Raw genomic sequence first — 12,847 nt, forward strand, 5'->3', positions numbered from 1 at the left:
TCGTCCGGAGGTAGAGGTTGTCGCACAGGCGGGCACCGTCGTCCGCCTGTGCGGTCACGCGGTCAGTGCCTTCCCACGCTGGGTGGTGCTGGTCATGGCTTTCGGGCGAAAGCCGACCGGGATCGAGCGGTCGCGCAGCACCAGGGCGACGCCACCGAGCGCGCCGTCGAGGTTGCCGAGCTCGGCCGTGCGGATCCGCAGCTGTTCGGCACCACCGCTGTACGCGTGCCGCACGACCATCTGCCGCACCGCGCGCACGAGCTGGTCACCGACCTGCGCCAGCGCACCGCCGAGGACCACGGAAGAGATGTCGAGGATGCTGCACGTGTTCGCCAGGACCAGACCGATGCGCGCACCCGCGTCGGTGGTGACGGCGAGCGCCCGCGGTTCCGCTCGGTCCAGGGCCTCGATCAGCTCGCCGACGGATGCGGCGTCGGCGCGGGCGAGCACGGTACCCAGCCCGACGTACGCCTCGAGGCAGCCCCGGTTGGCGCATCGGCAGACCGGCCCGTTCGGGTCGATGCAGACGTGGCCGAACTCCCCGGCGGAATCGGTGTTCCCGAGCCGCGGCTCGTCGTCCACGATCAGCAGGCCGCCCACGCCCTCGGAGAGCCGGAGGTAGACGAGGTCCTGCATGTCCTTGCCCGCACCCCAGGAGAACTCGGCAAGCCCCGCGAGGCGCGCGTTGTTCTCCACGCGGACGGGCACCCGGTACCTGTCCCCCAGGCACTGCTCGACCCGGTCCACGACCCCGGACCGTCCCGAGATCGCACCGGGCACACCCGACCCGATGGCGATGAGCGTCAACGTTGCACCGACGAGTGCGTCGATGAAGCCGATGGCTGTTCCGAGCCGCCGCTCCCAGGGCTCGTCGTGGTCGTGCTCGCGCACCTTCGACCCGAGCACGCGATGCGTCACGTCGGACACCACCACCGTCACGCGGGTGTGGCTGAACTCCACACCGACGATCACGCGCGAGCCGGGGTTCAGCGTCAGGTGCTCCGGCGTCCTGCCCACGCCGGAGCCCTCCACCGCCGTATCCGAGCGAACGATGAGGCCGGATCGTCGGAGGTTGGCGGTGATCGCCGAGATGGTCGCCCGCGACAGGCCTGTGCCTTCCGCGATCTGCGCACGGCTCGCGCTGCCCTGCACGCGGAGCAGGTCCAGCACCTGTGCCTCGTGCTGCGCACGCGGCGATCGCCGCGAACGGAGTGTCGTCTTTGCCACGACGCCAGGATGAGAAACCCGTTCTCATTACGTCAATAGAACGACGGAACTTCTGTACAAGCCTCGACACAATTCGACAGAAGGCCAGTTCGACAGAAGAGCATGGACGGTTCAGCCCTGGGCACCGTCGCCTGCGTGTGTCAGGGGTCCCTGGCACACTGGCCGCCATGACGCTCCCGGACACCGCCCTGACCACGCCCGCACTCGACGTGCTGCGTGAGGTCTTCGGCTATGACGCCTTCCGGGGCGAGCAGGAGGAGGTCATCGAGACGGTCGTCGGCGGGGCCGACGCGCTCGTGCTCATGCCCACCGGCGGCGGCAAGTCGCTGTGCTACCAGATCCCGGCGCTGGTGCGGCAGGGCACCGGCGTCGTGATCTCGCCGCTGATCGCCCTCATGCAGGACCAGGTGGACGCCCTGGACGCGCTCGGGGTGCGGGCCGGCTTCCTCAACTCCACACAGAACCCGGACGAGCGGCGCGAGGTCGAGCGGGCCTACCGGTCGGGCGAGCTCGACCTGCTGTACCTGGCCCCGGAACGGCTCGGGGTCGAGTCCACGGCCCGGTTGCTCGACCAGGGCACCATCGCTCTGTTCGCCATCGACGAGGCGCACTGCGTGTCCCAGTGGGGCCACGACTTCCGCCCCGACTACCTGCGGCTGAGCGAGCTGGCCGGGCGCTGGCCCGGCGTGCCGCGGATCGCCCTGACCGCCACCGCCACCCAGCACACGCACGAGGAGATCGCTACCCGCCTGGGCCTGACCGAGGCCCGGCACTTCGTCGCCAGCTTCGACCGGCCCAACATCACCTACCGGGTCGCGCCGAAGGACAACCCGGGCCGGCAGCTGCTGGAGCTGCTGCGCACGGAGCACGCGGGTGACGCCGGGATCGTGTACTGCCTGTCCCGCGCGTCGGTGGAGAAGACCGCCCAGCAGCTGACCGACCAGGGCATCCGCGCGCTGCCGTACCACGCCGGCCTACCCGCCCACGTGCGTGCGGCGAACCAGTCGACGTTCCTGCGCGAGGACGGCGTGATCATGGTCGCGACGATCGCGTTCGGCATGGGCATCGACAAGCCCGACGTCCGCTTCGTCGCGCACCTGGACCTGCCCAAGTCGGTCGAGGGCTACTACCAGGAGACCGGCCGCGCCGGGCGGGACGGCCTGCCGTCGACGGCGTGGCTCGCCTACGGGCTGGCCGACGTCGTCCAGCAGCGCAAGATGATCGCCGAGTCCGACGGCGACGTCGCCCACCGCCGCAAGCTGTCGTCCCACCTCGACGCGATGCTGGCGCTGTGCGAGACGGTCGAGTGCCGCCGCGCCCAGCTCCTGCGCTACTTCGGCCAGGAGCACCCCGGTGGCTGCGGCGCGTGCGACACGTGCCAGAACCCACCTGAGGCGTGGGACGGCACGGTCCCCGCCCAGAAGCTCCTGTCCGCCGTGTTCCGGCTCGACCGCGAGCGCAACCAGCGCTTCGGCGTCGGGCACGTGGTCGACATCCTGCGCGGCAAGTCCACGCCCAAGATCACGCAGTGGGGGCACGACAGCCTGACCGTGTTCGGCGTGGGCGAGGACCTGTCCGACGGCGAGTGGCGGTCCGTGGCCCGACAGCTCCTGGCCCTGGGCCTGCTGGAGGTGGACGCCAACCACGGAACCCTGCTGCTCACGGAGGCCAGTGCGGAGGTCTTGGGCCGACGGCGCGAAGTGCGGCTGCGGCGTGATCCACGGCCCCAGGGCAGTGCGCGCAAGCCCGCGCGGTCCCGCGGCCCGCGGCCGGAGGTGGCCCAGCTGTCGGACGCCGACCAGGCGGTCTTCGAGCGGCTGCGCGCCTGGCGGGCATCGGCCGCGAAGGAGCAGGGGGTGCCCGCCTACGTGGTGTTCCACGACGCGACGCTGCGCGCCGTGGCCGCCGAGCGGCCGGCGGACCTCGACGCGCTGAGCGGGATCAGCGGCGTCGGCCAGGCGAAGCTGGAGCGGTACGGCGAGGGCATCCTCGCGGCCCTGCACACCCAGGAGTGAGCGGCCTGGCGCCGGCGAGCGCCCACCCTCGCGCGAGCGTCATATATGATGTACGACGTGCCGATGACGCCCGCAGCTCCCACCGCCCTGCCGTCGCGTACCGAACACGCGCTCGCGACCATCAAGGAGGGCATTCTGAGCGGCCGCCTCGCCGCCGGTCAGCCGCTCGTCGAGGCGGATCTCGCCCAGGAGCTCGTGATGTCGAAGACCCCGGTGCGCGAGGCGCTCAAGACCCTGGAGCTGAGCGGGCTCGTCGTCGTGCGGCCCTATGTCGGCGTCCGCGTGCGCGAGCTCACCCAGGCGGACGCGGTGGCGATCTACGAGACCCGGCTCCTGCTCGAGCCCGAGGCGAACCGGCGCAGCGTGCTGGGCGGCGTGGACACCGCGCCCGCCCGGGCCGCGCTCCAGCGCGCGGCGGAGGCGGCCGAGCCTGTCCAGCGCAGCCTCGCCAACCGCGCGTTCCACGCCGCGCTGTGGGCGGCGGCCGACAACCCGATCCTCGTCGGCATCCTCGAGGGCCTGCGCGACCAGACGGCGCTCGCCGCGATCACCACGTGGGCGCAGCAGCCGAGCTGGCGCGACGAGGCACAGGAGCACGCGCGGATCCTGGCCGCGGCGGAGGCGTCCGACGCCGACCTCGTGGCCGAGCTGACCCGCCGGCACATCGCCGGCTTCCTCGACCGGCTTCGCCAAGGGGGTGCTACCGCCTGACGCACCGGACCTGAAACGACGAGGTACGGCCCGTTCACCGCCAAGTTCCCGGGCCGCACCTCTGAAACGGGTGCTCCGAGACGGAGCGCCCACGCCACTCGATGAACCACTCGATCAACGAATCGATGAACAAGGAGCAACGATGCTCAATAGTACAAAGCAGCCTGCGCCCGTCGCAGCCCGCGCCCGGCGCAGCCAGATGCGCTGGACGATCGTCGCGTTCTCGGCGCTCGGGCTCACGATCGCCTACCTCGACCGCGCCGCGCTCAGCGTCGCGCTGCCGTTCATCTCCGAGGACTTCCACATCAGCCCCGCCGTGCAGGGCGTGCTGCTGTCCTCGTTCTTCTGGACCTACGCGCTGTTCCAGGTGCCGTCGGGCTGGCTCCTGGACAAGTTCGGGCCGCGCGTCATCTACCCCATCGCGGTCGGCTGGTGGTCACTGTGGACCGCGCTGACCGCCGTCGCCACGGGTGTCACGAGCCTGATCGTGTTCCGGCTCGGCCTCGGTATCGGCGAGGCGCCCGTGCAGCCGGCGAACATCAAGGTGGTCTCCACCTGGTTCCCGCGGCGCGAGCGGGCGTTCGCCTCCAGCCTGTTCGACATGGGTCAGCAGATCGGCTCCGCCCTGTCCATCCCGATCGTCACGTCGATAGCGGTCTTCGCCGGCTGGCGGTGGACCTTCGTCCTCATCGGCGCGGTCGGGCTCCTGTGGATCGTGGGCTGGCTGGCGATCTACCGCGCCCCGCAGAACCACCGGCGCGTGAACGCCGAGGAGCTGGCACACATCCGCTCCGACCAGGCCGAGATGGTGCGGCACACCGGGGAGCCGGTGCGCTGGGGCACACTGCTGCGCGACAACCAGACCTGGGCGCTCCTGCTCGGCTACGTCTTCCGGTCGCTCGCCGGCGCGTTCTTCCTCACCTGGTACCCCAGCTACCTCCTGAACGAGCGCGGCTTCACCGAGGCGGAGTTCGGCATGGTCGGAGCCCTTCCCGCGGTCATCGGCATCGGGTCGACGGTGCTGGGCGGGATCGTCTCCGACCGCATGCTCGCCTCCGGCCTGTCCCCGAACGTCGCACGCAAGGTGCCGATCATCTCGGGCCTCGTGCTGAGCGCGTGCATCGGGTTCAGCCCGTTCGTCGAGAGCAACGTCGTCCTCATGGTGGTCCTCACCGTGTCCAGCGCCGCGCACTCCTTCGCCGGGGCGGCGATCCTCAGCCTGCCCGCCGAGGTGTCGCCCAGCCCCGAGCGCGTCGGCTCCCTGGCCGGCTTCCAGAACTTCGGCTCGCAGATCGGCAACCTCGTCAGCCCGATCGCGATCGGCCTGGCCCTGACGGCCTCCGGCGGCTCCTACCTCTGGCCGCTCGTGCTCGCGGCGGTCAGCTGCCTGGTGAGCGCCGCGATCTACGGCCTCTGGGTCCGCATCAAGCCGGTCGAGCAGGCCGGTACGCAGGGCGCGGGGCCGGACGCCGGACCACGCGCCGGTGAGCAGGACACCCCCAGTCCCCTTCAGAACGGAGAATCATGACCGGCCACAGCGGCCCCCTCGCCGACGTCGTCGCGCGCCTCGGGACAGTCGTCGGCATCCCCGTCGTCCCGTACGCGCCCGACGGCGGAGTCGACCTCGCGCTCACCGGCAAGCTCGCCGACCGCCTGATCTCCTCGGGCCTGGGCGCGATCACGCCCAACGGCAACACCGGCGAGTTCTACGCGCTGTCGCCCCGTGAGCGCGCCGACGTCGCCCGTACCGTCGTCGACGCCGTCGGCGACCGCGCTGTGGTGATCGTCGGCGTCGGGCTGGACCTCGCCACGGCGCGGGCCGAGGCCCAGCGGGCCGCCGAGCTGGGCGCGCACGCGGTCATGGTGCACCAGCCGGTGCTCCCGTACATGTCACGTCAGGGCTGGGTCGAGTACACGGCGGCGGTCGCCGACGCCGTGCCCCGGCTCGCCGTCCTGCCCTACGTCAGCTCGCCGGCAATCCGCGGGGCCGACGTCGCCGCGCTCGCGCGACGGGCGGCCAACGTCGTCGGGATCAAGTACTCGGTCCCCGATCCCGTCGGATTCGCCGAGACCGTGCAGGACACCGATGCCGACCTGCTCTGGATCGCCGGGCTGGCGGAGTCGTACGCGACGTCGGCGTGGCAGGCGGGCGCGCGGGCGTTCACGTCGGGACTGGTCAACGTGGTGCCGGAGATCTCATTCGGCCTCCTGGACGCGCTGCGTCACGACGACGCCGCACGGGCCGCCGCCGTGTGGCGCCGCATCCGGCGGTTCGAGCAGCTGCGCGCCCGCGACCGGTCGGCCGACAACGTGTCCGTCGTGAAGGAGGCCATGCACCAGCTGGGCCTGTGCGACCGGTCGGTCCGCCCGCCGAGCACGACCCTGCCCGACGCCGACCGGGTGGAGATCACGCGCATCCTCGAAGAATGGACCGACCGGAAGGCCCAGGCATGAAGATCGACAGGCTCACCACCTACCTGCAGCGGGTGGGCGACCGCCCGCGCGTCCTGCTGCGCGTGACCACCGACGACGGCATCGACGGCTGGGCGGAGATCTACAACCACGGCCCCGACCTCGCCTACCCGGCCGTCATCGAGTTCATCGCCGAGCAGATCGCGGGGATCGACGCCTCGCGCGTCGCCTTCGTGAACCAGCTGCTGCACCAGTCGGCGCGGTTCCCGCAGGGGGCGCTCGGTCTCGCCGCGATCGCCGCGGTGGACCACGCCCTCTGGGACATCTCCGCCAAGGCGGTGGGCGTGCCCGTGTACCAGCTGCTCGGCGGCAGCGTGCGGGACCGCGTCCGCGTCTACGCGGGGCTCTACTCCGCCCCCGACGTCCCCGAGCTGCGTGACCGCACCGCCGAGCTGAACGCGACGCTCGGTGTCGACGCCTTCAAGCTCAGCCCGTACCGCCGCGACCTGCACCGGTCGCGGTTCGGGCTCGTCGCGCGGGAGCTCGGCAGCTGGTTCGCGGACATCCGGGCGTCCCATCCGGACGAGTGGGAGTTCGGATTCGACGCGCACGGCTGCCTCTGGGAGCCGAGGCAGGCGGTCGATCTGGCCGCGGCGCTCGCGCCGAACGAGCCGATGTTCCTCGAGGAGCCGATCCGTCCGGAGTACCTGCCGGCCTGGGCGCGGATCCGCGCCGAGATGGCGGTCCCGCTCGCGACGGGCGAGTCGCTGTACTCCCCCCACGAGTTCCTGGGCCTGCTGACCGTGCAGGGTGCCGACATCATCCAGCCGGACATCTGCGTGGTCGGCGGGCTGTCGCAGATGCGCAAGATCGCCACGCTCGCCGAGGCGCACGACGTCCCCGTCGCGCCGCACAACCCGCTCGGCCCGCTCGCGACGGCCGCCAACGTGCACTTCGCCGCCGCGACGTGGAACTTCTCGATCCTGGAGTACAAGCCCGACGACGTGTCCTGGTGCCACGACCCCTACGTCCCCACGGACGGGCACCTCGAGCTGCGGCCCGACCGGCCCGGCTGGGGCATCGACATCGACGAGGCTGCGCTGGCCCACGACGACTGGGTGCACTGGGAGCGCAGGGTCCCCGTGCGGGCAGACGGGTCGACGGCATGGATGTGACCCCGCGCGCCGGCGGAATCACGTAGCCCTCGCGCCACGGCGGTCCTACGCTGGAGGTGTCCCTGTTCCGCGACGACGACGTGGCGGCGAAACCTGATGACCTGGACCTTCCGGACGCGGTCGGCACGAGCCCCCGACCCGCTCGTCACCCTGCGGCTGCAGATGCGCCTCGGGCAGCTCGCGGCCGAGCTGCGGCGTGTGGAGGAAGACCCCGACGTGTACGCGCGCGCCCACCACTGGTTCGCCGTCCAGGGCGCGTACGACGCGCTCCTGCGCGAGGCCTGCCGCCTCGCGGGCCTGCCGATGGACACGGCACCGCTGCGGGCGGACGAGCGCTCCGCGGCCGACGAGCGGCTGCGGGAGGAGCTGGAGCTCAGCTCGCGCGGCTGGTCCTGGTGAGGGCAGGGCGAGGGCAGGGCGAGGGCAGGGCGAGGGCGAGGTAAGGGCGGCGAGAGGCGAGGTCCGCGCGGGCCGACCTATGGTCAGGGCATGTTCCCCTGGCTCGAGGCCGCTGGTTGGCTGGGTTCCGCCCTGATCGTCCTGTCGCTCACACAGGCGCGTGTGCTCCGCTTCCGCTGGCTCAACCTCGTCGGCTCGCTCGTCGCGACCGCCTACAACGCGATAGTCGGGATCTGGCCGTTCGTCGCCATGAACGCCGCTATCAGCGCCATCAACGTCTACTGGCTGTGGCGGCTGAACCGCGAGCGCCATGACGCCGCCGTGTACGAGGTGGTCGAGGTTGCGCCGGACGACGCGTATCTGCTGCACGTGCTCCGTACCCATGCGGCGGACATCGCGAGCGTCGCGCCCCGGTTCGTGGCGGTGCCGCCGCCGGGTGAGGAGCGGTCGGCGTTCCTGGTGCAGCGGGCCGACGAGACGGTGGGGGTGGTGGAGGTGCGCGACGCCGGCGGCGGGACGGGCGTCGTCGAGCTGGACTGGGTGACCAAGCGGTTCCGGGACTTCACGCCCGGGGAGTTCGTGTACCGGCGCAGCGGGATCTTCGCGGCCAAGGGGTTCGACCGCGTCGTCGTGCCGGAGGCCGGGCCCGGCGAGCTGGCGTACCTGCGCCGGGTCGGCTTCCGCCCGGAGGGCGCGCCGGAGAGCACGGCGTGGGTCCGGGACGTCGTGTTGGAGGGCGGGCGCTGACCCGACCGGGCCTGCGACGCCGTCAGTACTCGTCGCTCGTGACTCCGGACGGCACCGGCACCGGCACCGGCACCGGCACCGGAGGGAAGGTGACCCCCAAGGGATGCGGTACCGCGATGGCACGGTCGGGTTTCCCGGACCCCGCGGGCATCGCACCGCCCGGCATCCACACCAGCCCCGGGTGCGTGGTTGCGTCGCCGGCACGATCCCGAAGCCATGCGGCGCCCTCCTGCGCCCAGGTGAACCCGGGCCGCCCGAGGACCGCGCGGTAGATCTCGCCCGCGCGAACAGGATGCCGTTCCGCCAGGTCCCGGAGCGCGAAGCCGGGGACGTGTCCCGTGTCCAGGACCTCGGACACCTGGCGCACGGTCACCGGGCTGATCGGCGACGTCGAGCCGTGCAGGTCCGCGAGCATCCCGTAGGAGGTCCCGAGGATACGTAGCCCGTGGACGAGGTCGTGTACGGGGTGCCACGTCCCGCCGTCGGGCCGCCCCTGGTCCAGGGCCTCGCGGAGGTCACAGAGGTCGCGCTCCAGCGGGAGACTCGGCCACCAGGAGTCCCACGTGCCCGACGACGCCCAGAGCTGGTCGAGGTCCTCGACGAGCGCGGAGCCCACCCTGGCCACGCCCTGCCCGCGGAACAGGCGCAGGAACTCCTGGTGCTGCGCCGCGAGGGCCGCACGCGCCTGCTCGACGATCACCGGGTTGCGGAACGGCAGTGCCGGTGCGTCCCGGACCAGCTCGGCCATCAGGCCGAGCATCGCCTTCCGCTCCCCCGGTGCGTACAGCTCGACGCTGCCCGCCAGCATCCAGAACTCACCGACCGGGAGGGCGTGCCCGGCCAGGAACCGCCCGGTCCGCAGGTCCGCACGGGGCATCGCGGCCTTCGGGTCGACATGCAGCGTGTACTCGAGGTCGTTGCCCAGGCAGCGCACCCGCACCCCGCTGCCGGCTCGCCGCGTGATCTCGAAGACGCCGTGGATGTCGTCGGTGCGCCACGCGCCGAGCAGCCCTCGGTCCTGGTCGGTCAGTTCCGCGGACCAGTCGGCGTAGCGGTCGATCAGGCGCATCCCCAGCGGTGGTACGTCGAAGACGATCTGTGCCGCCGCGAGGGCCAGCACGCGACCGACCTGATGGTGCGCGCACAACGTGCAGCCGTCATGATGCTCGGTCATCGCCGTCACACGGCGGACATTGGCGGCAGTGCGCTCGCCGAACGGCGGGCTTGTCGCGTACTCCAGCAGCCTCGCGTACAGCTCGGACGCGTGACCCAGTGCGGTTTCGGTCGTCTCTTCGGATTCCATACCAACATCATCCGACACCATCACCGCAAACAAGTACCTTCGTCCACAGTTCTATGGGACGTCGCCGCGCTGCTGGCCGCCCCGGGCGGCCTCGGGGTCGGCGCCCTGTGCCGCGCGCCCGCCGTCGACCGGCAGGACCGCGCCGCTGACGAACGCCGCCTGGTCGGAGAGCAGGAACGCGACGGCATCGGCCACTTCGCGCCCCGTACCAACGCGGCCGAGCGGGTGCAGAGCCGCCATCTGCTGGTCGACGCCGGGGTGCGCCCGCCGGTACTCCGCGTAGCGCGCGGTCTCGATGGACCCGAGGGCGACGGCGTTGGTGCGGATCGCGTCCGGCCCGTGGTCGACGGCGACAGCGCGGGTCAGCGCTTCGACGGCGCCTTTGGCGGTGGCGTACGGCAGGGCGCCGCGGACCGGTCGCTGTGCCTGGTGGGACGAGACGTTGACGATCGCCCCGGGGCGCCCGTACAACAGGAAGTGCTCGACGGCGGTGTGGCAGCCGGTGATGGCGAGCGACAGGTTCGCCGTGACGGCCCCGAGGACGTCAGACGGCGGGGCCGTGATGGGGAGGTCCCGGAAGACCGCCGCGTTGTTCACCCAGCCGGCGAGCGGGGCCCTGGCCTCCGCCACCTCCGCGGCGCGGCGCGTCGTATCGGGATCCCCGGCGTCGCCGCTGACGAGCGTGACATTCGAGTCCGCCCAGCTGAGGGCATCGCTCAGGTCGAGGACGACGACGTGGCCGTCCGCGGCCAGCCGTTCCGCGATCGCACGGCCCACACCCTGGCTGCCACCGGTCACCACGAACGAGCGCATCGTCCTACACCTCCAGCTACGCGTACCTCGGTGCTTCCATCCGTCGAACCTACAGTCGCCTGCCCGGCGGTCGCGGCAAGGCAGTCGTGGCGAAGCACTCACGGCAGGCAGTCACGGCAACGCAGTAGGGTGCGGCTCGTCCGCGCTCACGCCATGGGGGCGGGAACGCCGTCGGAAGGGAAGACGTCAGGGTGTACGACCATGTCACGCCGCGTCGGCGCGTGCCTCCGGGGGCACTCGCGTGGGCGCTCGCCGTCCTGCTCACCCTGGCGGCGGTGGTCGGGACGGTGTGGGTGCTGAACCGGGACGTGTCCGACCCGCAGAGCGCACCCGGCCACAGCCCGGACCAGGGCGGGACGGCGTCCGTGGCCTCGCCCGAGCCGAGCGGGCCGTCCGCCTCCGCGAGCCCGAGCCCGAGCCCGAGCGAGCCTCCCGCCGAGCCGACGCCGACGGTCATCGCGCTGCAGAGCGCCGCGTCCGGCCGGTGTCTCGACGTGCCCGGCGGGGTCGCGGCCGACGGCTCCGCCCTGCAGATCTACGACTGCACCGGCGCCGCGGGCCAGCAGTGGACCGCGTCCACCTCCGGGGAGCTGCGCACCCTGGGATCGATGTGCCTGGACGACCCGAGCGGCGGGGCGCCCAGCACCCCGGTCACCGTCTGGACCTGCCACGGTGGCGCGAACCAGCAGTGGGCCCCGCAGGCCGACGGCACGGTGCGCAACGTCGCGACTGGCCTGTGCCTCGACGTCTCCGGAGCCGGCACCGAGAACGAGACGCCGGTGATCGTCTACGACTGCCACGCGGGGGACAACCAGCGGTGGGTGCCGCTCTGATCCCGCCGTCCCTATGCCCGTTGGGACCCGGCCAGCTCGCGCAGCGCCTCCACGACGAGGGCGTGGTCGTCCTGCTGCGCGAGGCCGGAGACGGTGACGACGCCGACGATGCCCACCCCGGCGACCCGGACCGGGCAGGCACCGCCGTGCGCGGAGTACTCCTGGAACAGCAGGCCCTGGTCGGCGTTGAAGTCGGTGCCCTTCGCCCGCGCGCGCAGCCCCACCAGGTAGGATGACGCCCCGAACCGGTACACCACGCGCACCTTGCGCTTGATCCACGAGTCGTTGTCGGGCGTCGTGCCGGGCCGGGCCGCGTGGAACACCTGCTGGGTCCCCTTGCGGATGTCGACGGCGACGGGCAGGTCGCGCTCGGTCGCCAGCTCGACGAGCCGGGCGCCCAGCCGCCAGGCCTCCTCGTGCGTGAACGTGGTCAGGACCAGCTCCGCCTCCTGGGCCTCGACCTGGGCAATGATGGTGGTGACATCAGGTTCGCTCATGCCCCCATCCTGCCCGTGTCCGCGCGCCGTCAGAAAACTCGTTGATGGGCGCGGCGAGCGCCGTCGGCTGCTCGGCGACCATGTTGTGGCTGGCGTCCAGCTCCCTGACCTCGATCTGCGCCGGGAGACCCGCGAGGTCACGACGGACGCCCCTCCGGAACGCATCCATCAGCTTCCCGCCCGGCATGCCCGGCGCACGGCGAGCGATATCTCGTGGTCGGTGATGGTCACGTCGTGCGGCATCACCGCTCCCCCGGCCGGTTGAGTCGTGCGTGGATGGGCGACGTCGTCACACCGCCGTCGGGATGCCGGTCGAGCTTGACGCGCTTGACCAGGTCGTGGACGCCCTGCCGGGTGATGCCCAGCATCGCCCCCGCCGCGGAGAACGGCACCGAGTCCCGGCCCGGGTGCCCGACGCGCCGGGCCACCACGCGTCGGGCGGGTCGAACGGGCCGTCGCCGGGGAAGAGCGCCGCGACCAGCCGCGCCGCGGTATGGACCGCGAGCTTGTCGTCGCGGACCAACAGCTGCGCCGCCCACACCTCGGTCTCGATCCGCAGCTGGTCCCTGACCGGCCGCACCTGCTCGTCGGAGCCGAACAGGATCTCCAGCGGATCGACGATCCGCCGCTCGATCAGGCGCAGCAGCTCGTCGGCCAGCTCGACATGCTCGTCAGTCGTCACTTGACAGACGACAGCAAGTACTTGTCACGGGGC

The 12,847-nt window shown here is 72.0% G+C and carries 13 protein-coding genes; 8 read left to right on the top strand and 5 right to left on the bottom strand.

The features are described 5' to 3' along the window. Positions 1–54: 54 nt before the first annotated feature. Entirely contained in the window at positions 55–1,227 is a 1,173-nt protein-coding gene (locus EW117_RS22645; RefSeq protein ID WP_129788965.1) for an ROK family transcriptional regulator, read from the bottom strand. 167 nt (positions 1,228–1,394) lie between these two features. On the opposite strand from EW117_RS22645, the gene recQ reads away from it, so the two are divergent. From recQ to EW117_RS22680, 7 genes are all read left to right on the top strand, one after another. Further along, a complete protein-coding gene (recQ, locus tag EW117_RS22650; protein ID WP_129788966.1) occupies positions 1,395–3,242 on the top strand; it encodes a DNA helicase RecQ in 1,848 nt (615 codons plus the stop codon). Positions 3,243–3,305: 63 nt separating this feature from the next. Beyond that, entirely contained in the window at positions 3,306–3,953 is a 648-nt protein-coding gene (locus EW117_RS22655; RefSeq protein WP_242504467.1) for a GntR family transcriptional regulator, read from the top strand. A gap of 142 nt (positions 3,954–4,095) precedes the next feature. Continuing rightward, the gene (locus EW117_RS22660; protein ID WP_129788968.1) at positions 4,096–5,481 is read left to right on the top strand and encodes an MFS transporter; all 1,386 of its coding nucleotides are present in this window, start codon (positions 4,096–4,098) and stop codon (positions 5,479–5,481) included. Further along, positions 5,478–6,407, top strand: coding sequence for a dihydrodipicolinate synthase family protein (locus EW117_RS22665; protein WP_129788969.1), 930 nt, complete (start codon positions 5,478–5,480; stop codon positions 6,405–6,407). Before EW117_RS22660 ends, EW117_RS22665 begins: the two co-directional genes overlap by 4 nt. Next, positions 6,404–7,540, top strand: coding sequence for a mandelate racemase/muconate lactonizing enzyme family protein (locus tag EW117_RS22670; protein WP_129788970.1), 1,137 nt, complete (start codon positions 6,404–6,406; stop codon positions 7,538–7,540). Before EW117_RS22665 ends, EW117_RS22670 begins: the two co-directional genes overlap by 4 nt. Before the next feature lie 96 nt (positions 7,541–7,636). Beyond that, a complete protein-coding gene (locus EW117_RS22675; protein WP_129788971.1) occupies positions 7,637–7,939 on the top strand; it encodes a hypothetical protein in 303 nt (100 codons plus the stop codon). A 90-nt stretch (positions 7,940–8,029) separates the two neighbouring features. Continuing rightward, on the top strand, positions 8,030–8,686 hold the full coding sequence (locus EW117_RS22680; RefSeq protein WP_129788972.1) for a hypothetical protein: 657 nt from the start codon (positions 8,030–8,032) through the stop codon (positions 8,684–8,686). Positions 8,687–8,708: 22 nt separating this feature from the next. Here the strand turns inward: EW117_RS22680 and EW117_RS22685 are convergent, their stop codons facing one another. Both EW117_RS22685 and EW117_RS22690 read right to left on the bottom strand, forming a co-directional pair. Continuing rightward, on the bottom strand, positions 8,709–9,989 hold the full coding sequence (locus EW117_RS22685) for a hypothetical protein (RefSeq protein WP_129788973.1): 1,281 nt from the start codon (positions 9,987–9,989) through the stop codon (positions 8,709–8,711). Between the two features lie 51 nt (positions 9,990–10,040). Continuing rightward, positions 10,041–10,802: an SDR family NAD(P)-dependent oxidoreductase gene (locus tag EW117_RS22690; protein ID WP_129788974.1), complete on the bottom strand. Its 762-nt coding sequence runs from the start codon at positions 10,800–10,802 to the stop codon at positions 10,041–10,043. Between the two features lie 221 nt (positions 10,803–11,023). On the opposite strand from EW117_RS22690, the gene EW117_RS22695 reads away from it, so the two are divergent. Continuing rightward, entirely contained in the window at positions 11,024–11,635 is a 612-nt protein-coding gene (locus EW117_RS22695; protein ID WP_165362826.1) for an RICIN domain-containing protein, read from the top strand. An 11-nt stretch (positions 11,636–11,646) separates the two neighbouring features. Here EW117_RS22695 and EW117_RS22700 read toward each other — a convergent pair whose 3' ends face one another. Beyond that, positions 11,647–12,132 (bottom strand): heme-degrading domain-containing protein, encoded by a 486-nt coding sequence (locus EW117_RS22700; RefSeq protein ID WP_129788976.1) that lies wholly within the window; start codon positions 12,130–12,132, stop codon positions 11,647–11,649. A gap of 289 nt (positions 12,133–12,421) precedes the next feature. Further along, positions 12,422–12,814, bottom strand: a complete 393-nt coding sequence (locus EW117_RS22705) for a hypothetical protein (RefSeq protein ID WP_207211998.1) — start codon at positions 12,812–12,814, stop codon at positions 12,422–12,424. Between the last annotated feature and the right edge of the window lie 33 nt (positions 12,815–12,847).

The sequence above is a fragment of the Promicromonospora panici genome (assembly GCF_900608595.1).
GTDB classification, from domain to species: domain Bacteria; phylum Actinomycetota; class Actinomycetes; order Actinomycetales; family Cellulomonadaceae; genus Promicromonospora; species Promicromonospora panici.